This window comes from Pseudomonas fluorescens (assembly GCF_041354075.1).
Lineage (GTDB): Bacteria > Pseudomonadota > Gammaproteobacteria > Pseudomonadales > Pseudomonadaceae > Aquipseudomonas > Aquipseudomonas fluorescens_CE.
The window spans coordinates 42,771-68,534 of sequence record NZ_JARZGC010000022.1 but is presented as its reverse complement, the minus strand read 5'-3'; the positions used below and the strand labels follow the sequence as shown (position 1 = coordinate 68,534).

Genomic DNA, 25,764 nt, shown 5'->3' with positions numbered 1-25,764 from the left:
CTCAGGGATCGACGTGAGCCATCAACTCCGGAACGCTTTCCGGACGTTTGGCATAACGCTGCGCAAGGACCGCGCAGACCATCAACTGAATCTGGTGAAACAGCATCAGCGGCAGGATCAGCACGCCGATGGTGCTGCCGGCGAACAACACCTGGGCCATCGGCACACCGGTCGCCAGGCTTTTCTTCGAACCGCAGAACAGGATGGTGATGCGGTCTTCCTGGTTGAACCCGAAGACCTTGCCGAGCACGCTGGACGCCAGCAGGACCAGCGCCAGCACGATGCAGCAGGCGACCACCAGGCCCGCCAGCTCCCAGAGCGGGATCTGATGCCAGATGCCCTCGTTCACCGCTTCGCTGAAGGCGCCGTAGACCACCAGCAGGATCGAACCCTGGTCGACGAATTTAAGCCAGTTCTTGTTGCGCCCGACCCAGGCACCGATCCAGCGCCGGGCAATCTGGCCGCCGATGAAGGGCAGCAGCAATTGCACGCTGATCTTCACGATCGCATCCAGCGTCGAGCCGCCATCACCGTGGACGTTGAGCAGCAAGGTCACCAGCAACGGCGTGAGGAAAATCCCGAACAGGCTGGACGCCGCCGCACTGCAGATCGCGGCCGGAATGTTGCCGCGCGCCAGGGACGTGAAGGCGATCGCCGACTGCACCGTGGCCGGCAATGCGCACAGGTAGAGCATGCCCAGGTACAAGTCGTCGCCAATCAGCGGCGAGAGCAAGGGTTTCAGTGCGAGACCGATCAGTGGGAACAGGATGAACGTCAGGCTGAACACCAGCAAATGCAGACGCCAGTGGCCGGCCCCGGCGATGATCGACTCGCGGGACAGTTTGGCGCCATGCAGGAAAAACAGCAGGGCAATGGCCAGGTTGGTCAGCCAGCCAAACCCGACCGCCACCTGACCACTGGCGGGCAGCAGACTGGCGAGAATGACCACGCCTATCAGGGTCAGGGTGAAGTTGTCGGGCAGAAAACGGGGGCGAGTCATGGGTATCGTCCGGAACGCGAGGAACAGGGCATCGACTTTAACCTGCCCGCTGATTGCCGGCTAACGCTAACAAGCCAGTAGATATCGCCAAAGGGACACAGGTTCTGCGGGGTCTGCAAATCTTGTGAACACCCTAAATCACTGTGGGAGTTGGCTTGCCAGCGATGGCGGTGGGTCAGGCGCCAGGGATGATGGCTGTGCTGGCCCCTTCGCGGGCAAGCCCGCTCCCACAGGTTCTGCGGCGTTTGCGAATTTTTTGAACACCTCAAATCACTGTGGGAGCTGGCTTGCCAGCGATGGCAGTGTGTCAGACACCGCTTATAGAATAGCCCTCACCCTCCGCGCGCCAATGACCTCAGGACACCACCCGCATGACCGATTCCCGTCTACAGATACGCACCAGCGCGTGGTCGGTGTTTCTTATCTTCCTGCGCCTGGGGTTGACCTCTTTCGGGGGGCCGGTTGCGCATCTGGGGTATTTTCGTGCGGAGTTTGTCAGCCGCCGGGGCTGGCTGAGCGAGCGCAGCTACGCCGATCTGGTGGCGTTGTGTCAGTTCCTGCCGGGGCCGGCCAGCAGTCAGGTGGGCATCGCGCTGGGCCTGTCGCGGGCAGGTTACGGGGGCGCACTGGCGGCCTGGACCGGGTTCACCCTGCCCTCTGCCGCCTTGCTGATCCTGTTTGCCCTGGGCCTCACCCACTACGGTTCGCTGCTTCCCCTCGGCGCATTGCACGGTCTCAAGGTGGTGGCCGTGGCGGTGGTGGCGCAAGCCGTGTGGGGCATGGCGCGCAACCTGTGCACTGACACCTTGCGCATCACGATCATGGTGCTGGCGGCCTGTGTCGTCCTGCTGCAAACCTCCGCCTGGGCGCAGGTCGGCGTGATGGCAGCGGCGGGTCTGGCGGGCCTGCTGCTGTTCAAACCGGCACAGACGGACGCTCACGACCCACTGCCCATCTCGCTCGGTCGACGGGCCGGCGCGGGCTGGCTCGCGCTGTTTCTGGCCTTGCTGGTGGGGCTGCCCCTGGCCCATGAACTGATAGCGGATCAAACCTTGGCGATGGTCGACGCCTTCTACCGCAGCGGTTCCCTGGTATTCGGCGGCGGCCACGTCGTGCTGCCACTGCTGCAAGGCGAGGTGGTGCAGCCGGGCTGGGTCGACGGCCAGACCTTTCTCGCCGGCTACGGCGCCACGCAGGCGATGCCGGGGCCGCTGTTCACGTTCGCGGCGTTTCTCGGCGCCGCCATGAACCAGGCGCCCACCGGCATCAGCGGCGGTTTGATCGCGCTGCTGGCGATCTTCGCACCGTCTTTCCTGCTGATCCTGGGTGCCCTGCCTTTCTGGGAAGCGCTGCGCCGCAGCCCCCGGATTCAAGCCGCACTCATCGGGGTCAATGCAGCGGTGGTCGGACTGTTGCTGGCCGCGCTCTATCAACCGGTCTGGACCAGTGCCATCGGTCGGCCTCAAGACTTCGGCCTGGCGCTGCTGGCCCTGGTGGCGTTGATGGTCTGGAAACTGCCGCCCTGGCTGGTGGTGATGGGTGGTGGCGTGTCAGGGTGGCTGCTGAGCATCGCGATCTGATCGTTGCTCCTAGGTCCCGCCCCCCACGCCTTCGGTCGCATGGGCAAACGCCTCGCCGGCCTTGCGCACCAGGCTTCGCCACTCCGAGTCACTGATCAGCGATGCCTGCTCCATCTCATCCGCGGCCTTGAGCAACTCGTCATATTGCTCTTCCACATCCATGCGAATTTGCGGGTGCGCAAGCAGGTGATACCAGGCGGCCAGAGCCTCACGTCGTCGGTCATAAGTCATGATGGATCTCCCGTCGTTATGCTGATTTGGAAGTTGCGCATCCATGACCGTTCCTGACGCCCGACATACGGCAGGCCTCGCATTACAAACTTGTCATCGAGTTGTCAGCATCGCCAGCACCCTCGTTTTCTACAGTGGCGCCGTCGCTCACCCACATCGGGTGACACCTCCCACTGATGACAAGGGTCGATACCATGAAACCATTGAGAAAACTCTGCCTGATCGCTGCCAGCCTGATGCTGCTGGGCACCGGTTCCGCCATGGCGGCGGACATTGCGCCGGTCAAGGCCAACAACGTCGTGCTGGTGCACGGTTCCTGGGCTGACGGCTCGAGCTGGGCGGACGTCATTACGCGACTGCAAGCCGCTGGACTGCATGTCACCGCCGTGCAGAACCCGCTGACATCGGTCGCCGCTGACGTCGCCGCCACCCAACGCATCCTCGATCAACAGGATGGCCCGACCGTGCTGGTCGGTCACTCGTACGCCGGCACCGTGGTCAGTGAAGCCGGGGTCGATCCGAAGGTCAGCTCACTGGTGTACGTCGCCGCTCGCGCCCCGGACGCCGGTGAGGACTTCGTCGCGCTCTCGGCCCGCTACCCGACCATGCCCGTGCGCGCCGGCACCGAAGAACATGACGGCTTCGTCAGCCTCAAACAGGATGCCTTCCTCAAATACTTCGCCAGCGACGTGCCCCACGCCAAGGCCATGCAACTGTTCGCTGTGCAACAACCGATCGCCAAGACCCTGTTCGGCGAGCGCACCACCGCCGCCGCCTGGCACAGCAAACCGTCGTGGTACGCGGTGTCCAGCCTCGACCAGACCATCAACCCGGACCTGGAACGTTTCCTCGCCAAACGCATGAACGCCAGCACCATCGAGCTGCCCTCGAGCCACCTGTCGCTGGTGTCCCATGCCAAGGAAATCGCCGACCTGATCCTTGAAGCCTCGGGCCGCCAGCCCTGATCGCGCTGGATTACAGCTTTGTCATTGTTCTGTTGGTCGGCTGTCCGGATTGCCTGATTAACCTGAAGTCACTGTCAGGTCACCCACCGGCAGCCACCACAACCTGTAGAGAGAGACTCATCATGAAAAGCTTCATCTTCGGTTTCGCCGCCCTGCTCGCTGCCGGCTCGGCATTTGCCGACACGCCGGACACCGCATCGGTGATCCACGACAAGCCCGGCTTCTTCGTCCACCTGGATGTCGCCAAGGTCCTGTCCAGTACAGACATTTCGCAGCAATGCGGCGTGGTTCCGGCGCGACTGGACTACCTGGACTCCATGGGCCGGCAACACGTGCTGGATTACCAGGTCAACGGCTCGGGCTGCACCAATGACCATTGATCCGGCTAAACTGGCACCCCTGGTCTGAGGCGCACTGGCATGAACATCCTTGTAGTGGAAGACGAACCCAAGGCGGGCAATTACCTGCTCAATGGCCTGCAGGAACTGGGCTACGGCGTCACCCTCGCCCGCGATGGCGCCGACGGGTTGCACCAGGCGCTGGAGCATGACTTCGACGTCATCGTGCTGGACGTGATGATGCCGAAAATGGACGGCTGGGAAGTCCTGCGCCGCCTGCGCAAGGAAGCCGATACGCCGGTGCTGTTCCTCACCGCCCGGGATGACATCGCCGATCGCATCAAGGGCCTGGAACTGGGCGCCGACGATTACCTGATCAAGCCCTTCTCCTTCGCCGAACTGGTGGCGCGGCTGCGCACCCTGACCCGCCGGGGCCCGACCCGTGAGGAAGAACAACTGCAGGTGGACGACCTGCAGATCGACGTGCTCAAGCGACGCATCACCCGCGCCGGCGTGCGCATCACCCTGACCAACAAGGAGTTTGCCCTGCTGCATCTGTTCGCCACACATCAGGGCCAGGTGCTGTCGCGCTCGATGATTGCTTCACGGGTCTGGGACATGAATTTCGACAGTGACACCAACGTCGTCGATGTCGCCGTGCGCCGCTTGCGCCTGAAGATCGACGACCCGTTCCAGCTCAAGCTGATCCACAGCGTGCGCGGTATCGGCTACCGCTTCGATACCCAGCCATGAACGGCCTGCGCCACTCCCTGACCCTGCGCCTGGCGCTGGTGTTCGCCTTGCTCGCGTTCGTCTCGCTGACCCTGCTGGGCGTGGCGCTGTACCGCGATCTGGAGCGCGAACTGATCCGCCGTGACGACGCCGCCCTGGTCACCCGCATCGACCAGTTGCGCACCTTCCTCAACGACAGCAACGCGCTGGAGCTGATCAAGAGCAAGCCGGCGCTGTTCCAGAACATGCTGGGCAACCGCGAAGCCCTGCTGACGATCACGTCGGCGGGGCAAAAGCCCTTGCTGGTGGTCAACCCCGGCAACCTGCCGCTGCCGTCGCTGGCCCCGGTGTCGATGGATCATGCGTTGAGCCTGGCTGATGTCCAGCACTACCCCGGTGTGCAAGGCATACCGTTCGCGGCCGTTGCGGCGACCATCGATTCAGGCGACATGGGCAGCCTGCAGGTGCTCACCGGACGCCTGATGACCGAGCGCACCGCCGTGCTCGCCAGCTACCGGCTCAACGTCTACCTGTTCGCCAGCGTCGCGGCGATTCTGCTGGCGCTGTCCGGTTACCTGCTGGTGCACCGTGGTCTGCTGCCCGTGCGACGCCTGGCGCGGCACGCCCAGGGCATCGGCGTCGGCAACCTCGGCGAGCGCCTCGACAGCCACGGCGCGCCCCGGGAGCTGTTGCCGATGATCGAGGCATTCAATGCCATGCTGGATCGCCTCGGCAAAGGCTTTGTGCAATTGGGCCAGGTGTCCACCGACATGGCGCACGAACTGCGCACGCCGATCAACAACCTGCTCGGCGAAACCCAGGTGGCCCTGCAGCAGAACCGCAGCATCGAAGCCTATCAGCAACTGCTGGCCTCCAATGTCGAAGAACTCGAGCGCCTGGCGCGCATGCTCGACAACATGCTGTTCCTGGCCCGCACCGACCCGTCCAGTGCCCTGAAACAACGCCAGGAGCTGGACGCCGCCGACGAAATGCAGCGCATGGCCGACTATTTCGAAGGGCCGGCGGCCGATGTCGGCATCCACATCCGGGCCGGGGGCAGCAGCGTGATCTGGGCCGAACCCATGCTGCTGCGCCGGGCCCTGGCCAACCTCTGCGCCAACGCGATCAAATACGGCGCGCCCCACTCCGAGCTGGTCATCGACGCCGCGCCGTGCGCCGAGGGCATTCGCCTGAGCGTGCGCAATCACGGCCCGACCATCCCGGCCGAACACCTGCCCCGACTGTTCGAACGTTTCTACCGCGTCGACGAATCCCGCGAACGCTCGGCCAACTCCAATGGCCTGGGCCTGTCGATCGTGGCGACGATCATGCAGTTGCACAACGGCACCTGCAGCGCCAGCAGCCACGACGGGGTCACGCGTTTCGAACTGGTTTTCCCGGCTCGACGGCAAGGTGAATAGAAGGCTGCCATCGCGAGCAGGCTCGCTCCCACAGTGATTTGGGGTGTTCACAACACTTGTAAACGCCGCAAAACCTGTGGGAGCGAGCCTGCTCGCGATGGCGGTGTGTCAGGCACCGGGCTGGTCATCAGCGCGGCTTCACCACCACCAGCCAATCGGTGAAGTGCTCCACCTTGATCGGCAGGTTGTCTGCCAGGGTGGCCAGGGCGGCGTCGGTGTCGTCCAGGCGGAACACGCCGGACACGCGCAAGCCCTTCAGCGCCTGTTCGTCGAAGCGCACCAGGCCGTGTCGATTGCTCGCCAGGGCCTCGAGCACTTCGCTCAAGGGGCGATCGTTGACCTTGAGCAGGCCTCGGGTCCAGGCGTCCGGGCTGGTGTCGCCGAGCGGGCGCGGCGGTTGCGCGCGACCCTCCCGCAGGATGGTTTGTTCGCCCGCTACAACGTTCACCGTCTCTCCTGAATCGGGTTTGGCCGCGACCACCGATTCCAGCACGCTGACCACCGTCGAACCATCGTCCGCACGCTTCACCAGATACCGCGTGCCCAATGCCGTCGCCGTGCCCTGGTCGGTGCGCACCACAAACGGTCGCCGGGCGTCCTTGGCCACCTCGACCCACAACTCCCCGGCGAGCAATTCGATGACTCGCTGCTGCCCGTCGAATTTCACGTCCAGCGCCGACTGGCTGTTGAGCTGCAGATGACTGCCATCGGACAGCACCACCTCGCGTCGCTCACCGACGCCGGTGCGCTGATCCGCCATCCAGATCGGCAGGTTGTCCAGCCCGAACCAGCCGCAGATCAACACTCCCGCCAACGCGAGGGCCTGGGCACTGCGCCCCGCCATCGTCGGCCGTGGCCGGGCAAAGGCTTGCTTGAGGGCCACGCGCGTCGGTGCGGCGGGAAGCGCCTGCAGATCCCCCAACAAGCCACGCATGCGCGCCACCGCCACCGCGTGGCGCGGGTCGGCTTCGCACCAGCGCTCGAACGCCTCGCGATCGGCCGGCGTCGACACCTCGTCGTCCAGCAGGGTCAACCAGTGGGCCGCCGCGTGGATCATGCGCTCGGAGGGTTGTTCGAAAGCGTTCAAGGTTGGTCCGCGCCGTACAGGGTGGTGTAGCAGTGCACCAGCGCGCTCGCGACGTAGTTCTTGACCGTGCTGGCCGAGACATTCAATTGCAGGGCAATCTCGCTGTAGGTCAGGCCATCCAGGCGGCTGAGCAAAAATGCCTCCCGAGCTTTGGCCGGCAGCCCGGCAAGCATCACGGCGATTTTCTCCAGGGCCTCCAGCGCCACATGCACCGCTTCGGTGTCCGGCATGCCGGCATCCTGCGCCTGGACGGCCAGCGCTTCCAGGTAGGCCTGCTCGATGCGTCGACGCCGCGCGCCATCGATCAACAGGCGCCCCGCCGTCGTCGCCAGAAACGCCCGAGGCTCCTTGATGGTGTGAGGTTCAGTCAGGCTGAGCACGCGAATGAACGCGTCATGGGCCAGATCGGCCGCCCGTTGTGAGCAGCCGAGTTTTTTCCGTAGCCAACTGTGCAACCAGGAATGGTGAGCGCTGTAGAGGTCGGTGAAGGTGCGCTGACGCAGAGCCACATCGTCATCAGCCACGGAAACATCGTGCATACGAAAAAATTTCTCAAATAAGAAAGATTACCAGTCGCGTGAACGATGACAGCAAAATCATGGCAGGGCAAGCGCCCAGATCAATGACACGAACACTATTGTTGCGGCGCCACCATGCGAAAACGGATATGGATATCGTCGGACACCACGGTGTCCGCGAACTCGCCCTCACCGATTCTGAAATCGCTGCGCTTGAGCGTCAGCTGACCATCGAAGATGCCAATGGCCCGATCGGCCTTGAGCAGCACCGGCACCTCCACCACTTGAGTGATGCCCCGCAGCGTGAGCGTGCCGGTGAACAGATAACGGTGGTCACCCAGCGCCTGCACGGCGGTGGAGGCAAAGGTCGCCACCGGTGAATTGAGCGTGTCGAACCAGGCCGGTTTTTTCAGTTCTTCATTGGCGTCACGGCTGCCGGCATCGATGCTGTCGAGGTCGATGGTCAGCCCCGCTCGGGCTACCGAGGGGTTGAGGGTGTCGAAATCCAGCGTGCCCTGGAAACGGCTGAACGTCCCGTAGACCCGCGACGTGAACTGGTTGTACGTGAAGGACAGCGTGCTGGCGGCGGCATTGACCTGCTTGTATTCCACGGCGTAGGCGCCGGAGAGCACGCCGAAGGTCAGTGCTGCCACCCAGGCGATGGCGGAGGGAGATCGAGCCTTCATGGGATTCTCCGGCCTTGCGCAGTGTGCCTGCGCCGGCATGGGTCAGTCCGTCGAGCGCATTGACTTGATCAGGTTGTTGCGCAGTTTCACCACCGACTGCTGCAACTGCGTGAACTCCTGCGTCGTCAGCCCGGTCGCCTCGGACAGGCCGCTTTCCGGCTGGTTTTCCCGCAGTGCGCGGCCTTGTCTGGTCAGTTTGATCCGCACTTGCCGCTCGTCCTCGGGGTCGCGCTGGCGTTGCAGATAGCCCATTGCCTCGAGTTTCTTCAGGATCGGCGTGAGCGTATTGGATTCCAGAAACAGCTTTTCGCCGAGGCTGCCGACGGTCTGATCGTCAGTCTCCCAGAGTGCGACAAGGGTGATGTATTGCGTGTAGGTCAGCCCCAACTGCTCGAGCAAGGGCTTGTAGGCCTTGCCGAACGCCAGGTTGGTGGAATAGACCGCAAAACACAGGAATTCGGAGAGCTTCAGGTCGTCCGGGTCTACCTTGGCGGTGGCGTTCATGTACGTCCTCGATAACGGATACTCGCGTGGGTTCGACTATACGTCGTACACGACAGTGTCGGAAGTGCGCGAACGACGCGGCCGGCTCGACCCCTTGGATCGAACCGGCCCATGCCGTTGGATTTAAAATCACATACGCCTTTATCGCATGCGATATTTAACCTCGAAAAATCACGCGGTCAGCACATTCAACTCGACATCGATGTTGCCACGGGTGGCTTTCGAGTACGGGCAGATCTGGTCAGCGGTGTGCGCCAGCCGGGTCGCCACTTCGTGGGACAGGCCCGGCACCCGCAGGGTCAGGCGCGCTTGCAGGAAGTACTCCTTGCCGCCCTGCCCCAGATCGACTTCGATGTCGACCGACAGATCCCCCGGCAGCACCACGTTCAAGTCATTGGCCACCAGACCGACCGCAGCGGTGTAGCACGCCGACCAGGCACCGGCGAACAGTTGCTCGGCGGTCGGGTGTGGCTGGGTGGCAGCAAACACATGAGCAGGCTTGGCAGTGCCCGGCGACGACAGGGTGATGTCGAGGGTGCCATTGTGGCCGCGAGACGTGGTGCCGGCGGCGCTGTGGGTGGTGTGGGTCTTGCCGGTGGCCAGGACTTTTTCGATCTTGCTCATGGGGTGAATCCTCTGGGGTGCGTAGGTTTGGATTTGTTGGCGTATTCGATTTGATCGCATGCGACGTATTAATATTTACTCAGTGCCGCCTGGGTGTCAATAGGTCTGATGTCATTCAGTCGACGAACAGTGACGATGCCCACATCGGGATGCGAGCATCCGTCGCAACCGCCCTACTGCCCCGACTTCAAGGTCCTGCCCAGAAAGCCCCCGACGTATTGCGCAATCGCATCGGGCTGCTCATCCAGCGCAAAATGCCCCGCCTCCAGCACGTGGATTTCCGCGTTCGGCAAATCTCGCCGATAAGCCTCGACTTCAGCCACGTCGAAAGATGGGTCGAACTTGCCCCACACCACCAGCGTCGGCGGTTGGTGCGCGCGCAACCACGCCTGCCACTTCGGATAGCTGGCGACGTTGTTGCGGTAGTCGTAGAACAGATCGCTCTGGATGTCGGCCTGGCCGGGCTGGTTGAGGAAACTGAATTCGTCGGTCCACAGGTCCGGGTTGAAGACCTCGACCTGCGGGTTGGCGCCGACATGGCGCTGCCGGGTGGTCGCCAGCGAGAAGAAGCTCGCCCGCAACCCCGCCTCGTTCGCCGCCCGATCGGCCCAGAATTCCCGACGCTTTTGCCACAGCGGCCCCAGGCCGTCTTCGTGGGACACCGCATTCTGAACAATCAGCGCCTGCAAGCGTTCGGGGTGGGCAAGGATCATGCGCATCCCCACAGGGCCGCCGTAATCCTGCACGTACAGCGCGTAACGATTCAGGCCGAGGGCCTCGGTGAAATGCGTCATCACGCTGGCCAGATGATCGAAGGTGTAGGCAAAGGCCTTGGCGTCCGGCGCATCGCTATGACCAAACCCCAGGTAGTCCGGCGCCACCAAATGGTAGTGCTGCGCCAGCCGCGCCAATAGCGGGTCATACATGCGCGAAGAACTGGGGAAACCGTGCAGCAGCAACAAGGTCGGTGCCTCGGCACGGCCCGCTTCACGATAGAAAATATTCAGGCCATCGACCTTGATGCTGCGGTAAGCCACCGCCGGCTGATTCGACGCATAACCCGCCGATTCGGCGGCAGAAACAGAGTGGGTCAACGACAGGCCCAGGGCGCAACCCAGCGCCAGGGCAGACAACAATTTGTTCATCGGGGGCTCCGACTGAAGGGGCAAGGAAGTGGCGCAAACAGTGCCACCTCGATGTATCCCTCAAGTGCGGGATTTGTAATCGCCTGTATGTTCGTCCGCGAACTTACACAGCGATACAGTCCCGCCCGGAATACCCCTACACCAACCGCTCGATCTTCTGATGCTGCCACACCAACTTGTAATACAGCGTCTGCAACAGCAGCATCCCCAGGTACGCCACCGGAAACGCCATCCACACCCCCTGCAACCCGAAGTGCCCGTCCAGCACGTACGCCACCGGCAACTGCACCCCGAGCACGCAGACGATGGAAATCGCCATCGGCACCAGCACCGAACCGCTGGCGCGCATGATGCCGCCGATGATCGCCTGGAAGCCGAACACCAGCAGGCTCCAGAGCATGATGTGCAGCAAGTGCTCGGCCATCGTGCGGGTGGCGTCTTCGGTGAGGAACAACCCCAGCAACCAGTGCGACAACACATACCCCAGCAGCACCAGGCCGCCGGTCAGGCACACGTTGATCCACAGCCCCGTGCGCAGAATCGGCCCCATCCGCTCGACCTGCGCCGCGCCAATCGCCTGCGCGCCGAGGATCGAGGCGGTGATCGCAATCGACAACGCCGGGAACTGCACGTAATTGACGATCTGGGTCACGGCGCCATAGGCCGCCGTCGCCTGCGAACCGTGCTGGTTCACCAGCGCCAGAATCACCAGCTCCGACAACGACAACACCACCATCTGCAACCCCGTGGGCAAACCGATGCGCAACACCTTGCCGAGGATCACCCGGTCAAGGCGCATCGCGGCGAACATCTCGCGGTCCGGCGCCAACGGATGCCCGCGCCGAATCAACCGCCACGCCAACCAGCCCATCGCCGCCAGGTTGCCCACCAGCCCCGCGTACGCCGCGCTCTGGATCCCCATCATCGGCAACCCGAACCAGCCGCGAATCAAGGCCGGCGTCAGCGCCAGACCGATCAACGTCGACACCAGCAACGCCATCAACGGCGACAGCGTATCGCTCACCCCGCGCAGCAACTGGGTGAACAGCACGTAGACCAGCAGCGACGGCATGATCCACAACATCACATGGGCATACGCCACCGCGTCATCCAGCACATCCGCGGGTGTGCCCAACCCCTGCAAGGCCGTCCGCGCGAACAACGTGCCCAGCACCGCCGCGACCAGACCGATGATGGCCCCCAGCAGCAACGTGGCAGCGGCAATGGCCTTCACCAGATGGGTTTCACGAGCGCCCCACGCCTGCCCGATCAACACCCCCGCCCCCGCGCCGAGGCCAATCACCAAGGCGATGAAAAAGAACACGATGGGAAACATCCCCGACACCGCCGCCAGCGCCTGGGTGCCGAGCATCTGGCCGATGTAGATGCTGTTGACCGTGCCCGTCATGGATTGCAGGAAATTGGACAGGACCATGGGGCCGAGGAAAAACAGATAAGTTTTCCAGAGGGGACGTTGGGTGGTGGTGGTGTGCATGGGGTGCGAGTCCGGCTCGATGGCGAGGGTGGGATTCTAGAGGATAGCGTCAGCGGCGATGAACAATTTGAAAGGCAGGATTCCAGGCGAGTTTGAAGGTTGTCAGCCGGGTGATGCGAAAGTCCTAGGACGTTATAAAGGGTCCTACAAAAATCTAGGAATCCGTCACCTACCCTGCTGTTCCGATGAAGCTTAAAGTCGGTTCCGTCGCCCTGAATGGCGATTCGGGTTTGGCGACTCGATGGATCGGATGCACAAGCGCTGTGCTTTAATGCACGCGCTTTTGCATACCCGCAAAGCTGTCTTTATGGCAGTTGTGCGCGGGAGACCCTCGGGTCTGCCGGAATCCCGATCCCCGGCTCGCCAACCCGCGTACAGCTGTCACCCATTCGCTTGGCGACGATTGAGGGACAGTCCTACTTTGCCTTGATCGGAGATTTACTCATGGAAAGATACATGCCCCTCACCGGAATCGACCTGATCCCGGCCTCTCTGCTGATAGATACCCAAGCGCCCCTCGACGTTCTGCAAGCTGCCGCTGATTACCGCATTCGCACCGTCACGCAAGTCCTGGAAAACATCGCGTTTCGAGCTGAGCTCGGTTGCGACACGGTGGTGTTGAAGGACTTTTGTCAGCTGCTGGCCATTCCGTTGCGGGATGGGTGTGATTTGATGGATGTGGTTGGGCGGCGGTTGCGGGAGCAGGTTGAGGGGTGAGGAGATAACGGGCGCCGAGGCGCCCGTTTTTTCTGGACGGGGTCTACTTTCGGCTATTGCCAGCCGTTCGAAAAAAAATTGTAGATCACCAATCAAACGACGCATTCGTCATCAGGAAGAGGATAACGACTGCAATCCGTACGCCTCTTCGCTGCTGGCGTCCACTATGATTCCCGGAATAGCATATCAGTCGCGTGTAACCCAGCTGAGAAAGGATACTCATCCTTCCGTTTTTTTAAACGCTCACAATATTTTTCTCGCTTTGAGTATTGCTATGTGGGCCATATATTTTTCTGACCTGAAATTCTAAGGCCTCATCAACCACATCAAACAGTTTTTCAAAACGGCCTATCCACGAGTCATCATTAACATCCTCAGCTTTTCGCTTTAGATACTCACGAAGTTTTTCTTTTGCTCCGTCACTAGCACATTCAAAAGGAAGCAAATTTCCTTCTAGATCGCATGAAAATATTTTGAACCAGCCGCCATGATCACTATGCGCTTGAACTATCCATTCTTTTGGGAAAAGTCCTTCCAAGGCAAATCCTGTTGGTAAAATAACGAAGTTCTTATTGTGCTCAAATGGGAGATTTTTCTTCCCCAAAAATCCTTGCAAGTTTCTCCTAGTTTTGTCCCCTGCGTCATCCCCATCTAACACACATACCACAGGCCGTTCTTTGTGAATATACTCCCAAGAAGCTTTGACAAAACCTTCAAGGGCCCCCACTCCACCAAAATCTAAAAACTCAGCACGTCTAACATTATCCCACCCATGCTTTCCGGTGGCTTTAACATTGATCCTCGATAACGCCCACTTAAACATCTCTCTATCAGTCTTACCCTCCACAAAAACATTTAGCAAACCCAAATTGCAAAAATCACTGAATTTGACACCCAAGGAGTTTCTAATGGCCCTCGTAGCCTCTATATACGTGGGGCACGCGCTGATTTTCGTAACCCCTTCCTCGATCTCAGTCCTAATTACGCACCTAGGATCTTTCGGCACAAAGCCAAGACTATGTGTAGTTACTATAACGTGAGAAATCTCTCCTAAGTCCCTTAGTATCTGGCAGCAACTTTCCGCCAACTCTGGATGTAGGTATGACTCAGGTTCCTCAATCAGCCAAATCGGTGTTTTTCCTGAGCTTTTTTCCTGACGTGCTATCCAAACAAACGAAGCCAGCATCGAGGCAGACTGTATTCCCATTCCTTTTCTGTGAATTTCTGTGACTATTGGATCTGAAAGATGAAGCTCGAACCCACTCAATAAGCTTTCTAAAGAGTTATTGGGGATTCGAAAGTGAGTTTTTATGTTCCCCATCCCAACGGAGGACAGCTGAGAGTCAATAATTTCTGAAATTTGCCCTAACCCATTCTCGATTTCAGATACGATCCCACCTAACTGTGAGGAAATAGAACGGCGGACGTAAGGAAGAAGCAACTCGGAATAAAGGTCATCAATATTCTTACTTGACGCCACATAATGGCACTCAAACGATCCAAATAATATTTCCAATAACGTTTTTTGATAAGAATTGAACCTGCCCCTCATATCTTCATTATATTTTTCACCTACGAACAGGCGATATGACGGGTTGCCCGACTTTGTAAATGTCAGATAAATCGTAACCTTATCCGTTAATTGTTTTGGCTGATCCAAACAAGAGTTTAGAAGTCGATAATACTCCAGAGCGATCTCATCTTCCGCCTCGAGGATGAACGTTGCGGTTAGAGAACTGAGTCCGCTTTCCAGCCCCGCCGGGAAATCTCGATCAGCCGAATAATTTTTCTTATTATCAAAACCTGTAAACAGCATCTCTATAGCTTTTAAGATATTCGTTTTTCCACTGCTATTAGGCCCAACAATAGTGGTGCCATTCGCAAACACAACAGTGGTATCAGAAACCAGCGTCCGAAAATTCTTAATCTTGATGCTTTCAATAATCATGATATTGTTTTCATTAGTAATGATTTCTGCCGCGTCCCTTGCATGCTCTTGCCTCAATTTGAGAATGTAAGAATCCCGCCCCTAAAGCATGGCAATTTGCCATAAACATGGATAGGCGTCTACCAATGGAATGGATATCTTCTGCTGTCATCTTTTTTTGCAACAGTGGGTGGGGCCACGCACAAATCAGCCTTATGAAGTGCCAGCCTCCATCGATCATAAATGGTCGAAGAGAAACGGCTGCTCTTGGCCAATACCGGCAACGATGGCTCCTCGATTTGGTGCCATTGCTACCCTTTCCAGTTCGCTCGACCACGTCAGAAAGGATCCTGATCACAGCTGATGTTCTCTAATTGATGCACTGGTCAAACGACGTTCTAAACGGACAAAGCCAAGCACAACACCCCACCGCAAAGGAATGCGAAATGAACACCACCCTCCTCCTCCAACCCTTCCTCAACATCCTCACCTGGCTCCTGCCTCTCGCCCTACTCCTCACCCTTCTAAAAACCCGCTTCATCAAAGGCTGGCTCGGCGAACAACTCGTCCGCCTGTCCACGCACTTCCTCCTGGACCGCCAAACCTACCGCCGCCTGCACGACCTGACGCTCACCACCCCAGACGGCACCACGCAAATCGACCACGTCTTCGTCTCGCCCTTCGGTATTTTCGTGCTGGAGACAAAGAACATGAGTGGCTGGATTTTCGGTGGCGAGCGGCAGCCGCAGTGGACGCAGCAGTTCCCCGGTAAGCGCTTCAAATTCCAGAACCCGACGCACCAGAACTACAAACACCTCAAAGCCCTGCAAGCCGTGTTGGACATCGGACCAGAGCATGTGCACTCGGTGATTGCCTTTGTCGGCGGCAGCACGTTCAAGACCGAGATGCCGGCCAACGTCACCCAGGGCATGGGGCTGGTGCGTTACATCAAGTCGTTTCAGCAGCCGGTGTTCAGTCAGGCGCAGGTGGTGGCGATGGTTACCGCCTTGCAATCCGGGCGCTTGGCACCGACGCTCGCGACTCGGCGCGAGCATGTGCAGCGGTTGAAGCAGCGCAGCGATCCGTCGGCGGCGCGGCTGTGCCCGCGTTGCGGCAGTGCGTTGGTGGTGCGCACGGTTAAAAGCGGTAGCAAGGCCGGTGAACGGTTCCGGGGATGCAGTACGTTTCCCAAATGCCGGACGATGCAGCCTTTGGATGGCTGACACGACACGCACTGTCAGCGTGCCGCGCCGTGCTTGCACGCCCAAGGTTCGCGTGCCCGCAAAGTGGACTAATCAAAAATCGACCAAGTGGATCAGGACAGGTCGGGGAATTGAGCGAAGAATGAGCAGCTGAGTGAAGGTTTGTCCCGCTTACAGGGAGGCAAGCCTGCGTCGTCCAGTGAGTCAACCTTATCCCACAGGCCAAGCGCCACAGCAGCGCTGCGGTCGGTCGAACTGTTGTCAGCGAGGAACGTCATGGACTTGTACACACTACTGATTTCGACGGTGATCAACGTCAACAAGGAGTTGCCCGTTCAAAGTGGGTTGACGCTGGACGAGTGCAAGACGGCCGCCGCCGAGGCGCTGGCCGACCAGAATAATTTTGCGCGATGCCTGCCGGCGCCACCGGCGAAGCCCTATGTGCTGGTGAAATTGCCTTCCGGTTTGATCGTGGAGGCGGTGCGCAAGCATGGCGGTTACACCTTGGGGCCCGAGTATTCTCCGGAAGACCGAAACTTTTTGGCGACCGCACTGGGCAAACCCTCCAGCGGCGTTCACGGCAAAGTCCATGGGCCTGCGAAGCAAGCTGCTCACTATGATGAGGCGAAGGTGTTGGCTTCCGAGTGATGCTCTAAATGCCCCGCCAAGGGAAACACAGAGGCATCGCCGACCGTCAAGGCCGGATGCCTCTCATCCCTGACCGCACCGTTTCAACAATCCAGCACCACATCCCCAACAGGCACTGCCGCGCACAACAGTGCGTGCCCCTTTCGGGTCCGAGAAGCTTCGGACAGCGAATAAACACCCCCTTCAACCACGGCGCACTCGCACGTCTGGCACAACCCCGCCCGGCAATGCGCCGGCACCACCAGCCCTTTCGACTCGGCGAAATGGAGCAAGGGGCCATCCTTGGGTTGCCAGGTGGCCACGATGCCTGAGCGCTTGAACGTGACCGTGAACGGGCCGCTGTCGGGGATCGGTCGCATGTCCACCGCGGTGTCGGGGGTGGCGAAGCTGTCCATGTGCAGGCGGTCCGCGACGCCGGCTTGGGTGGCGATGGCCAGCACTTGGGCCTGGAACCCTTCGGAACCGCAGACGTGAATGGCGGCGTTCATGCGGGCGGCTTCGGTGATCAGCGCGGCGATGTCGGGTCGGCCCGCGACGGCGTTTTCGACGGCATCCTGATCCTGGGTGACGTGCAGCACGGTCGACACATCGCCCAGCCGCTGGGCGATGGCGCCCACCTCGCCCCACAGCGCCAGCTCATGGCCGAAACGCACGCTGTGCACGATGCGCACCGGTTTGTGGTAGCGGGCGTCGGCGAGCGCCTTGAGCTTGGTGGTCGTGGGGGTGATGCCGATACCGGCACTTAGAATGAGTATCGCGGGGCTGTCGAGGTCGAGGGTGTCGGGGCCAAAAGGCCCGCTGAGGCGTACCGACTGACCGACCTTGAACCCGTGAATCGCCCGGGAGCCCTCACCCGTCTCGCGCTTGACGGTAATCCGCAAGCGATCACCTTCGCGGCCCGACACGGTATAGCGGCGCCAAAGACCGGTGTCGGTCAGGCCATGAAGGGCGATGTGCTGGCCGGCCTTGATGTCATCGAGCGAGCCCAGCGCGGCGAGGGAATCTTCCAGCCAGATCGAACGAATGCCTGTGGCCTCTTCGATCACGTCAACCACCCTCGCCGGTCGCGGCCACGACACCACCGCCGGCGCCTTCGGCACTGTGGTCGCAATCGCCAGCTTTCCGGGGAAACGCTCGGAGGTGAGCTTCACGCAATCGCCCGGCGTGAGGGTGCCGCCGCGCTCGACCTGGGCGTACACCCCGCAATACAGGTGCCCGAAGTGCCGGTTCAGTTGCGCGGGGGTGTTCATGTCCACCTCCCCCGATTGCGGGTTCACCGAAGTGGCCCGGCACCGCTTGATCGGCCGGATGATCGACAGGCAGGTCTCGCCAAACTGCACGCCCCGGCCGAGCCAGTCAAACTCAGAGAACGGCTCGGCTTCGATGTAGAGGTTGCCGCGAAAACGCATGGGGTCCACGGGCACGCCCATCTTGTCCGCCAGGGCCTTGACCGTATTGACGTTGATGATCGACAGTATCGAGTCATCGAAATCCCAATGCCCCAGGCCATCTTCACGCTGAACGACCCCGGCCTGCGCGCCGAACGCCTCACGCAGACGCGCCGGGTCACTTAGCAGGTCGCCGCTGTCGCCCGACGCCCGCGCGTGCAAAGTCAGCGCACCGGCGTGGTTCCCGGAGCGAAAGTGCACCAGGCTTTCGTGGGTGGTCAGTTGATAAAACGGCGCGGCATTCCTGGCCACCGGGCCTCGCGAGATACCGGCGACCCGGTCACCGGGCACGCCTGCGCCGCAGGTCAAGGTGACGCGGTCCAGCGTTTTCCCCTGAAATCCCTTGATGGGGTAGCGATGAAGCGAAACGACGTGACCCATTGGCGATACTCCTTGAAAGACCGTTTCGCTGACTGGCACGCAAGGCAAGCAGGCGCCATAGCCGTCGAATACTGGCAGGTCTGTGCGAGAGGTAAATGTCCGGGGTCGTCGCGGGGGCGTCGGAATGCGACGTGGGGTGAGGTGAGGGGGCGTGGTGATTTGGGATTTTGTATGGGAATGGTTGGAGGGATTGTCAGGAAAAAGCGTCCCAGTTCCTTACGACCTCGCGCGTCATGTGTTCTTCGAAGTTAGCCGCAAGCAGTTCCAATGGATCATACAGGTCAGCAAAGCGAGACACCTTGATGCGCTGATTATCCATGTTGCCAAGGGCGTGTTAGACGCTGGTGAGATTGAACAGGCGAATCCTCGAAGGGTGAGTTGTTGGGCATGCCTCATTCCCTTTTTCAGCACCTTGGTAAAGGCGTTTTCCCAGGCTGAACTTAGCTGAACTGCAGATTCCTCAGTGTTGCCATGCAGATCTGGAATGGGCTGCTAGCGTTAGGACTCGCAGTGGTTTGGGGCGCTTTTCCTCAGAAGATTGCCATGCATGCTGCCTTGCGGACGGTTGGGTCCATCGAGACCGCATGAAGCTAAACATTTTGAGCGCAAGTGGCAACGTTTCTGGGGCGTAAGACAGCTCAATGCACCCTGAAAATGTCGTTCCCCGCGCAGGCACCGCAATGCGCCCGCATACACGCCCCGTAGCCCTTTTCAGGTTTTTTCGAACCACGGACTTCGTCTTGCCCCATGGTCAGTACCCGAGCGGCCAAACCCTCTGGTCACTGCCTCGCGGACGCAGCTTGCCGTGCATTTTCTGGGGAGGCTCAAACGTCGCGTCCAGCCGAGATCACCCGTACGAGCCAACACTAGGCGATAGCTCGGGATAAAAAACATCTGGAGGCAGGGAGCTTCTTCAGTGCATGGAAAAGCATTTCTCGAACCCCTCCTGAATCGTAAGGGAGGATCAGCTCTTCTTGCCTTGGCCGATGCGCAGTGGCGTGCTTGCGTAACGCCTGAGCCAGCGCTGGCGTCGCGTTTCGTCTCGGCAACAAGCCTGTTTGAAACTATTCAACTTGGTGATGCCGCGGCAATTCGGGTACTGGCAGATCCCGGCGATGGATGACCAGCGGCCACCCCTGACAAGGCGCGAGATGGAAATCCTCAACTTGATGGCAAGGGGCTTGTCTTGCCGGGAAATCGCATCCGAGCTTGCCATCAGTGCGTTTACAGTCAAGACCCATCGTCGCAACATGCTTCGCAAAGCGGGATTCCAGAATGCCAGGCAATTGATTGAACACGCCAGGCAGCAGAACTACTTGCCGAAGTTGGTTGAACGCCCATTGTACGATGTCCTTTCGGCAAGGGAACTGCAGGTGATGAAACTGGTAATTCAGGGACACACAAGCAAGCACATCTCAAGACACCTTGAAATCGCCGACCTCACTGTTCGCAAGCACCGCGAGAATCTGTTGCGCAAGCTAAACCTTCGCAGCATCGGGCAGCTTGTTGCGCTTTACGAGTAAGCCACCTACGACATCGGAGGTATTTGAACTCTCGCTATCGTCTTATAGATTGAAAGTGCGTTGCTGGACCCGTTGGGTTTCGCGACGCAATCAGGGGTTCACCATTTACTTATCAATGACTCGCAGAGAGGCTAGGTTCAAATGGGACATTCAACAGACATCAAAGCAATAGGCAAAGACAACACGGCATTTCAAACATACATCGATGAAAGAAACACAGAACTGGACAAAACCGCGGCAGAAGCCCAAAAAGTTTTGGATTTGCAAATCAAGAAATTCTACGCAGACGGAAAATGGGACGATGCCCAACCTCTGGCAAGCGGGTCGTACCAACACCTGGCTACCGCTTCGACGTGGTCGCTCAACAACGTGGTCGACATGATCGAGAACGTTCGCAAGGCAGTCTTTGGAGGCAAAGCCATAGAGATGCCGCCGACGACTGGCGAAAAGGACGACAAGGTCCCTACAGCTACCGCTGCCAAGGGGAGCGCCATCTCGCCGACCACGCAAAAGCTTCTGACAATGATGGCCGGAACCGAAGCAATCATCGCCAATGCAGCCTTTCAGGCCATCACAGGAATTCTGTCCGCCATCAAGACCGGGACGGAGACCGACTTGTCCAAGCAGATTGTGCAAAAGGACATCATCCCCGGGATGAGCATGTTCGTTTGCGTGATGGAGAACAAGTTCAGCAGCAAAGAATTCTTCAATAGTGAAATCATCGTTCAAAACTTCTACATCTACGATGTTCGGATGTCGGCCGATCGAGCCCGTGCACTTGCCAACTTTGACAGAATCAATGGCCTTATTTCCCAGCAAACTGACCTCGAAGAGGCGGTCGGAGATCTGAGCCAGCAAGTTCATGACTTGAAGCTTTCTGACTATAAGACAAAGCACAAGGGGGATCTGAAGGCTGCTATCGCGGATTACAAATCCGACTTCATCGCCCTCGAAGAATTGATCAAAGAGATCAACACGAAAATCTCCGAAACCGCCGAACTGATCAATCAGAAGAAGCTTTTGAAGACGGAAAATAACGCCGCACTTGTGCGGGAAAAACGTAAAGAGTTGGTCATGTTGTAGAGGTGCTCCAGTGAATGAACCGCCCTTCAAGTTGACTCAAAACCTGGGAGCGATTCCTTTTCTTTCAACACGTGAGGAGCGGTGAGTTATGGAAAGCTGGCCGATTACCGGGGCGCTCTAGAGCCCGTAATAACTCAAGAGTCCACGGGTCAAATGATTTCATAGAAATGCTAAGCCAAGGAGTTTGTCATGACAGATGAAATTGTCCAATACGCGAAAAACGTTTTCACCAACGACGGCCAAACTGACGTTGATGGGTTCATGCCAAAGCTGGAAAAAGTCAAGGAACAGATCAAAAAAGCCGGGGCGATAACGGTCTATTACGGTTTCCACGGGAACACAGACGGCGAGTTTGACCGGAAATTCGATGAGGACGAGTTGCGCAAATCATTGGAAGTTGCACATTTTTTTCCAGGTGCCACCATGGTGGAGGTCGACGGCCCGGATGACTCAAAAATCAACTACAAGAAGCATGATGAAGAAGGGCAAGTGCTTTTCACTTGGTGCGACAGTGACACGTACATCAAGACCAAAAAGCTACTGCCGGCTATCGTCCGTTAAGCCGTCGAAGTACCTGACCACCGGTTGACTTCAATTGGCGGCCCTGACCTGTGGTGCAAACGAACGACGTCGATGCAGAGCGTGGTCTCCACACATTTCTCAACGATGCTATGACCAGCGACAATCGGGAGAGTATCGTCCCACAAGAGATACTCTCCCGTTGTTGCACAGTGATTAGTTCACCGATCGCGAGTGAACGATCGCTTCTGGCCGACTGCCGCTGGCAAAAAACCGCACTGATACGCCAGTTGCACAACGCCTTACTCGATGGCCTGCGGATCCGGAAACTTCCAGCTATTGGCAAGCACGTCCGCCCTCGGCCGATAAAGCCGAACCGTATAGTTCCAGCCCTTCATAATCGGCAAGCGTAGTCTTCACGTTACACTCTCCGAATTGAACGGTGATCGCACCGTCGTCCGACTTCTTGCCCGTGAGGTTGTTCACGGTGTGGAAGCTCCAGGACACCGGCACTCTTCTGGACGGCACTGACGGCATCCTGCAAGGCGTATACTTGCTTGATGTCGTCGGGGTTATTGGGGTCCACCAGCGTGCGGATGGCGATGAGCACGTAGCGTGTCCCCACGTTTTCGCGGCTCAGTGTGTGAGATCCCGCACCGTAGAAGACGTTGGAGGTGTAATGGTCCTGCTTGATGACCTGCAACGACATGAAGCGTTTGCCCGAGTCGGGCAGTGTGATGTCGACCGGCCCGGCGTCAAGATCGAAGACCGCTGAGGTGTAGAGCGTGTCGCGATTGAGCCGAATCACCGTTTGATGATCGATGGAGGCAGGCTGGCGACTGGTCCTCGACGCACGTGGAGGACTCCCCAATCGCCACTTCGGATTCGATAGCCATCCCTCCTGATGTTTAGTTGATTAGTTACGCCATGTATTAACTGATGTTTCAGATCGCCCGTTTATCTAGATGATCATCATAAATATATTGACTCCATCGCTCTTCAAAAGAAGAGCCAAGTTCAACTTTCCATAACGTTGGAGTCACGCCATCATGAAATCTCGACATATCGTAAGCGCCACTCTCGCCTTTAGCATGCTGTTGGGCGTAAGTACCCTAGCGGGTCAAGCCCTTGCCGCCGACACGGCTGCCAGCGCTCCGAAATCTGCCAGTTCTTCCTCCAACCAATTTCTCATCGACAAGGTCAGTCCAGAATACTGGCGAGTGCAGATCAACAACCCGCCTTTCAACATCTATGGTCCGGATTCGACCTTACAGTTCGAGAAGGTGGTCAGCGCGATAGAAGACGATTCCAAACTCAAGGTGGTGGTGTTTGAAAGCAAGGTGCCTGGCTTTTTCCTGACCCACTACGACTTCGCGGAGCCTCTGGAGCGGACCCTGGAAATGCCCAACGGGAAGACCGGCCTGCCGCCCCTTCCGGACATGCTGGTACGCCTGAGCAAGTCCCCGGTGGTTTCCATCGCGATGATCAACGGTCGCGCCTCCGGCGTGGGCAGCGAACTGGCGCTGGCCAGCGATATGCGTTTTGCCAGCGACAAGGCCGTGCTGTCCCAATTTGAGATTGGCGCCGGCTTTGTCCCCGGCGGAGGCCCAATGGCGCGCCTGCCACGCCTTATCGGCCGAGGCCGTGCATTGGAAGTCCTGCTTGGCGGTCACGACATCGACGGCAAGCTGGCCGAGCGTTATGGTTACGTGAACCGCAGCTTTCCCGAAAACGAGCTGAACAGCTTCGTCGATGCTCTGGCCCGCCGCATCGCCACCTTCGACAAGCAATCGCTGGGCGAGATCAAGGAACTGGTGAATGTCGCCTCCCTCCCCTCGAACGAAGACATCGGGAAGGAATGGCCTGCCTTTCTCAACTCGGTTCGACGCCCTGCCGCCCAACACCATATCGGTCGCCTGATGCAACTAGGCCTGCAACAAAAAGCTGATGTGGAAATCAATCTGCCCAAGTACACCGGCCAGGTCAGTGCCGAGAAAAACTAAGGCGCAGAGGACTGCAACATTGCTCGATGTGACGAGGGCCGAGCCAAGCTTGGCCCTTTATTCCACCAAGCTGTACCACTCTGATTTCGATCAACATGCCCACCTCAGATTGAACGCTGATTCACGCGAGCCATGAGCTGTTCCGCACTTTCCTTGCGCTCGGAGTATCGGTCGACCAGCACGTCCTTGTGGTCGCGCAGCAATAGCGTGAACTTCACCAACTCCTCCATGACATCAACCACCCGGTCATAGAACGGCGAGGGTTTCATCCGCCCGGCTTCGTCAAACTCCATGTAGGCCTTTGGTACCGAAGACTGATTGGGGATGGTGAACATGCGCATCCAGCGTCCCAGAACCCGCAGTTGGTTGACCACGTTGAAGGACTGCGAACCCCCGCAGACCTGCATCACCGCCAGTGTCTTGCCCTGGGTGGGGCGAACGGCGCCAAGCGCCAGGGGAATCCAGTCGATCTGCGCCTTGAACACGGCCGACATTGCGCCATGCCGTTCTGGCGAGCACCACACCTGCCCCTCCGACCACAGCACCAGATCGCGCAATTGCTGCACCTTGGGATGATCCACCGGAACGTCGTCGGGCAGCGGCAATCCCGAGGGGTCGAAAACGCGGGTTTCTGCGCCGAAGTGCTCCAGCAGCCGCGCGGCTTCTTCCACCAGCAGCCGACTGAACGAGCGCTCGCGGGTTGACCCATAGATCAGCAGGATGCGTGGCTTGTGCTCGCTCACGCCCGGCCTGGCTTGCGCGTCGTCGAACAGCAAGTGGTCAAGGTTGGGTAGGTGGTCTGTCATATCTGCTCCTGCTCAAAGCGCACCGATGCTGTCCAGCTCGCGCTTGAATTCATCGCGACTGAGGCTGTGGAAGGGAAGATCGAGAAAGGCTTTGCAGCGTGATTCAATACGCGCCAGCGTGGCGCGGAAAGCGCTGTCGACGGCAGCTTCGTCGCCCACGACGTTGGAGGGGTCCTCCAGCCCCCAATGGGATTTCAGCGCCGGCCCGAAATACACGGGGCAGCTTTCACCGGCGGCCTTGTCGCACACGGTGATGACGATATCTGGCAGGTTGTTCGCGAAAGCGTCATTGCCCTTGCTGCTCAAACCCTCTGTGGAAATGCCGGCCTGCTGCAGCGTGGTCAGGCTTCGAGGCAACACTTGCCCTTTTGGAAAGCTGCCGGAACTCACCGCTTCGAATCCTTGCGGCGCGAGGTGGTTGAACATGGCTTCCGAGAGGATGCTGCGGCAGCTGTTGGCCGTGCACATGAACAGGACTCGCATGAATAGCTCCTTCCGCCTAGCGGACTTCAAAAGCTCAGGCGCCGTGCCAGCGCCGAAAAGGTCATCAACAGGACCGCACGCTCAGGGGATCAGCAACAGGCCATATCGCGCACAGGACGCCCGTCCATGGTCTGCAAGCGCGAAGCATTGTGTTGCAGCCACTGCGCATTGGCGTGCAACGTGACTTGCAGCATTTCGTGTACCCACGCGGGAAGATCCGGGTTGAGGCGGTAATAGACCCACTGCCCCTGGCGGCGATCCAGCAGCAGGCCGTTGCTACGTAACTGGGCAAGGTGGCGGCTGATCTTCGGTTGACTATCATCGAGGGCGCACATCAGTTCGCATACGCATAGCTCACCCTGATGGGCGATCAGCAAGGTGGCGCGGGCGCGGGTTTCATCAGCCAGGCTCTTGAATACTTCGGGAGGAGTGATCATTTCCGCTACCAGGCACATATGAATAGCCGAATATACGGATATCCATATATTCAAGGCAAATCATTTTGAGACGGCGCCCTTGTTAGAGTTACCCGCCCAGTCAACGCCGTGCCAGGCAAGGGGGTGGGCTGAACACCTTCATCCCAAGGTCCTAGGACGTTATAAATCATCCTACAAAAACCTCAGAATCCATCACCTACCCTGCCCCGCCAATGACAGTTAAAGTCCACCCCATCGCCCCGAAAGGCGATTCGGGTTTGG

The 25,764-nt window shown here is 59.1% G+C and carries 28 protein-coding genes; 13 read left to right on the top strand and 15 right to left on the bottom strand.

Annotation, left to right across the window (positions count from 1 at the left end):
- Nucleotide 1 precedes the first annotated feature (1 nt).
- On the bottom strand, nucleotides 2-1,000 hold the full coding sequence (locus tag QIW53_RS22720) for a bile acid:sodium symporter family protein (RefSeq protein WP_371051820.1): 999 nt from the start codon (nucleotides 998-1,000) through the stop codon (nucleotides 2-4).
- Between the two features lie 371 nt (nucleotides 1,001-1,371).
- On the opposite strand from QIW53_RS22720, the gene chrA reads away from it, so the two are divergent.
- On the top strand, nucleotides 1,372-2,580 hold the full coding sequence (gene chrA / locus QIW53_RS22715) for a chromate efflux transporter (RefSeq protein ID WP_371051819.1): 1,209 nt from the start codon (nucleotides 1,372-1,374) through the stop codon (nucleotides 2,578-2,580).
- 9 nt (nucleotides 2,581-2,589) lie between these two features.
- Here chrA and QIW53_RS22710 read toward each other — a convergent pair whose 3' ends face one another.
- The gene (locus tag QIW53_RS22710) at nucleotides 2,590-2,811 is read right to left on the bottom strand and encodes a hypothetical protein (protein ID WP_371051818.1); all 222 of its coding nucleotides are present in this window, start codon (nucleotides 2,809-2,811) and stop codon (nucleotides 2,590-2,592) included.
- Between the two features lie 194 nt (nucleotides 2,812-3,005).
- Here QIW53_RS22710 and QIW53_RS22705 point away from each other — a divergent pair, with 194 nt between their 5' ends.
- The 4 genes from QIW53_RS22705 to QIW53_RS22690 all read left to right on the top strand — a co-directional run bounded on the left by QIW53_RS22705 (nucleotide 3,006) and on the right by QIW53_RS22690 (nucleotide 6,267).
- On the top strand, nucleotides 3,006-3,776 hold the full coding sequence (locus QIW53_RS22705) for an alpha/beta hydrolase (protein WP_371051817.1): 771 nt from the start codon (nucleotides 3,006-3,008) through the stop codon (nucleotides 3,774-3,776).
- A 122-nt stretch (nucleotides 3,777-3,898) separates the two neighbouring features.
- The gene (locus QIW53_RS22700; protein WP_371051816.1) at nucleotides 3,899-4,156 is read left to right on the top strand and encodes a DUF2790 domain-containing protein; all 258 of its coding nucleotides are present in this window, start codon (nucleotides 3,899-3,901) and stop codon (nucleotides 4,154-4,156) included.
- A gap of 39 nt (nucleotides 4,157-4,195) precedes the next feature.
- Nucleotides 4,196-4,867: a heavy metal response regulator transcription factor gene (locus tag QIW53_RS22695; RefSeq protein WP_371051815.1), complete on the top strand. Its 672-nt coding sequence runs from the start codon at nucleotides 4,196-4,198 to the stop codon at nucleotides 4,865-4,867.
- On the top strand, nucleotides 4,864-6,267 hold the full coding sequence (locus QIW53_RS22690) for a heavy metal sensor histidine kinase (protein ID WP_371051814.1): 1,404 nt from the start codon (nucleotides 4,864-4,866) through the stop codon (nucleotides 6,265-6,267). The genes QIW53_RS22695 and QIW53_RS22690 overlap by 4 nt, the downstream gene beginning before the upstream one ends.
- A 127-nt stretch (nucleotides 6,268-6,394) precedes the next feature.
- Here the strand turns inward: QIW53_RS22690 and QIW53_RS22685 are convergent, their stop codons facing one another.
- The 7 genes from QIW53_RS22685 to QIW53_RS22655 form a co-directional block, all read right to left on the bottom strand.
- Nucleotides 6,395-7,324: a FecR family protein gene (locus QIW53_RS22685; RefSeq protein WP_371051843.1), complete on the bottom strand. Its 930-nt coding sequence runs from the start codon at nucleotides 7,322-7,324 to the stop codon at nucleotides 6,395-6,397.
- 26 nt (nucleotides 7,325-7,350) lie between these two features.
- Entirely contained in the window at nucleotides 7,351-7,893 is a 543-nt protein-coding gene (locus QIW53_RS22680) for a sigma-70 family RNA polymerase sigma factor (RefSeq protein WP_371051813.1), read from the bottom strand.
- Between the two features lie 95 nt (nucleotides 7,894-7,988).
- On the bottom strand, nucleotides 7,989-8,558 hold the full coding sequence (locus QIW53_RS22675; RefSeq protein ID WP_371051812.1) for a YceI family protein: 570 nt from the start codon (nucleotides 8,556-8,558) through the stop codon (nucleotides 7,989-7,991).
- A 42-nt stretch (nucleotides 8,559-8,600) separates the two neighbouring features.
- On the bottom strand, nucleotides 8,601-9,062 hold the full coding sequence (locus QIW53_RS22670; protein ID WP_192303959.1) for a MarR family winged helix-turn-helix transcriptional regulator: 462 nt from the start codon (nucleotides 9,060-9,062) through the stop codon (nucleotides 8,601-8,603).
- Between the two features lie 171 nt (nucleotides 9,063-9,233).
- Complete coding sequence (locus QIW53_RS22665; RefSeq protein WP_371051811.1) at nucleotides 9,234-9,686, bottom strand: Ohr family peroxiredoxin; 453 nt, start codon at nucleotides 9,684-9,686, stop codon at nucleotides 9,234-9,236.
- 173 nt (nucleotides 9,687-9,859) lie between these two features.
- Entirely contained in the window at nucleotides 9,860-10,831 is a 972-nt protein-coding gene (locus tag QIW53_RS22660) for an alpha/beta fold hydrolase (protein WP_371051810.1), read from the bottom strand.
- Nucleotides 10,832-10,967: 136 nt separating this feature from the next.
- The gene (locus QIW53_RS22655) at nucleotides 10,968-12,326 is read right to left on the bottom strand and encodes an MATE family efflux transporter (protein WP_371051809.1); all 1,359 of its coding nucleotides are present in this window, start codon (nucleotides 12,324-12,326) and stop codon (nucleotides 10,968-10,970) included.
- Between the two features lie 444 nt (nucleotides 12,327-12,770).
- Here QIW53_RS22655 and QIW53_RS22650 point away from each other — a divergent pair, with 444 nt between their 5' ends.
- Nucleotides 12,771-13,043 (top strand): hypothetical protein, encoded by a 273-nt coding sequence (locus QIW53_RS22650; protein WP_371051808.1) that lies wholly within the window; start codon nucleotides 12,771-12,773, stop codon nucleotides 13,041-13,043.
- A gap of 235 nt (nucleotides 13,044-13,278) precedes the next feature.
- Here QIW53_RS22650 and QIW53_RS22645 read toward each other — a convergent pair whose 3' ends face one another.
- Nucleotides 13,279-14,991 (bottom strand): ATP-dependent nuclease, encoded by a 1,713-nt coding sequence (locus tag QIW53_RS22645; RefSeq protein ID WP_371051807.1) that lies wholly within the window; start codon nucleotides 14,989-14,991, stop codon nucleotides 13,279-13,281.
- Nucleotides 14,992-15,416: 425 nt separating this feature from the next.
- Between QIW53_RS22645 and QIW53_RS22640 the strand changes: the two genes are divergently transcribed.
- The gene (locus tag QIW53_RS22640; RefSeq protein ID WP_371051806.1) at nucleotides 15,417-16,193 is read left to right on the top strand and encodes a nuclease-related domain-containing protein; all 777 of its coding nucleotides are present in this window, start codon (nucleotides 15,417-15,419) and stop codon (nucleotides 16,191-16,193) included.
- 285 nt (nucleotides 16,194-16,478) lie between these two features.
- Complete coding sequence (locus tag QIW53_RS22635; RefSeq protein ID WP_371051805.1) at nucleotides 16,479-16,820, top strand: hypothetical protein; 342 nt, start codon at nucleotides 16,479-16,481, stop codon at nucleotides 16,818-16,820.
- Between the two features lie 83 nt (nucleotides 16,821-16,903).
- On the opposite strand, the gene QIW53_RS22630 is transcribed toward QIW53_RS22635, so the two are convergent.
- Nucleotides 16,904-18,649 carry an MOSC domain-containing protein gene (locus QIW53_RS22630; protein ID WP_371051804.1) on the bottom strand — a complete coding sequence of 582 codons (1,746 nt, stop codon included), beginning with the start codon at nucleotides 18,647-18,649 and terminating at the stop codon, nucleotides 16,904-16,906.
- Nucleotides 18,650-18,800: 151 nt separating this feature from the next.
- On the opposite strand from QIW53_RS22630, the gene QIW53_RS22625 reads away from it, so the two are divergent.
- From QIW53_RS22625 to QIW53_RS22610, 4 genes are all read left to right on the top strand, one after another.
- Complete coding sequence (locus QIW53_RS22625; protein ID WP_371051803.1) at nucleotides 18,801-19,097, top strand: hypothetical protein; 297 nt, start codon at nucleotides 18,801-18,803, stop codon at nucleotides 19,095-19,097.
- Nucleotides 19,098-19,707: 610 nt separating this feature from the next.
- Nucleotides 19,708-20,172, top strand: a complete 465-nt coding sequence (locus tag QIW53_RS22620; protein WP_371051802.1) for a response regulator transcription factor — start codon at nucleotides 19,708-19,710, stop codon at nucleotides 20,170-20,172.
- 141 nt (nucleotides 20,173-20,313) lie between these two features.
- A complete protein-coding gene (locus QIW53_RS22615; RefSeq protein WP_371051801.1) occupies nucleotides 20,314-21,255 on the top strand; it encodes a hypothetical protein in 942 nt (313 codons plus the stop codon).
- Nucleotides 21,256-21,444: 189 nt separating this feature from the next.
- Nucleotides 21,445-21,816, top strand: a complete 372-nt coding sequence (locus tag QIW53_RS22610) for a hypothetical protein (RefSeq protein ID WP_371051800.1) — start codon at nucleotides 21,445-21,447, stop codon at nucleotides 21,814-21,816.
- A gap of 379 nt (nucleotides 21,817-22,195) precedes the next feature.
- Here QIW53_RS22610 and QIW53_RS22605 read toward each other — a convergent pair whose 3' ends face one another.
- Nucleotides 22,196-22,582, bottom strand: coding sequence for a DUF1254 domain-containing protein (locus QIW53_RS22605; RefSeq protein ID WP_371051799.1), 387 nt, complete (start codon nucleotides 22,580-22,582; stop codon nucleotides 22,196-22,198).
- Between the two features lie 241 nt (nucleotides 22,583-22,823).
- Here QIW53_RS22605 and QIW53_RS22600 point away from each other — a divergent pair, with 241 nt between their 5' ends.
- The gene (locus QIW53_RS22600; RefSeq protein WP_371051798.1) at nucleotides 22,824-23,777 is read left to right on the top strand and encodes an enoyl-CoA hydratase/isomerase family protein; all 954 of its coding nucleotides are present in this window, start codon (nucleotides 22,824-22,826) and stop codon (nucleotides 23,775-23,777) included.
- A gap of 104 nt (nucleotides 23,778-23,881) precedes the next feature.
- On the opposite strand, the gene arsH is transcribed toward QIW53_RS22600, so the two are convergent.
- From arsH to QIW53_RS22585, 3 genes are all read right to left on the bottom strand, one after another.
- Nucleotides 23,882-24,583, bottom strand: a complete 702-nt coding sequence (gene arsH / locus QIW53_RS22595; RefSeq protein WP_371051797.1) for an arsenical resistance protein ArsH — start codon at nucleotides 24,581-24,583, stop codon at nucleotides 23,882-23,884.
- 12 nt (nucleotides 24,584-24,595) lie between these two features.
- A complete protein-coding gene (locus tag QIW53_RS22590) occupies nucleotides 24,596-25,066 on the bottom strand; it encodes an arsenate reductase ArsC (RefSeq protein ID WP_371051796.1) in 471 nt (156 codons plus the stop codon).
- 89 nt (nucleotides 25,067-25,155) lie between these two features.
- The gene (locus QIW53_RS22585; RefSeq protein WP_371051795.1) at nucleotides 25,156-25,503 is read right to left on the bottom strand and encodes a metalloregulator ArsR/SmtB family transcription factor; all 348 of its coding nucleotides are present in this window, start codon (nucleotides 25,501-25,503) and stop codon (nucleotides 25,156-25,158) included.
- Nucleotides 25,504-25,764: the final 261 nt, after the last annotated feature.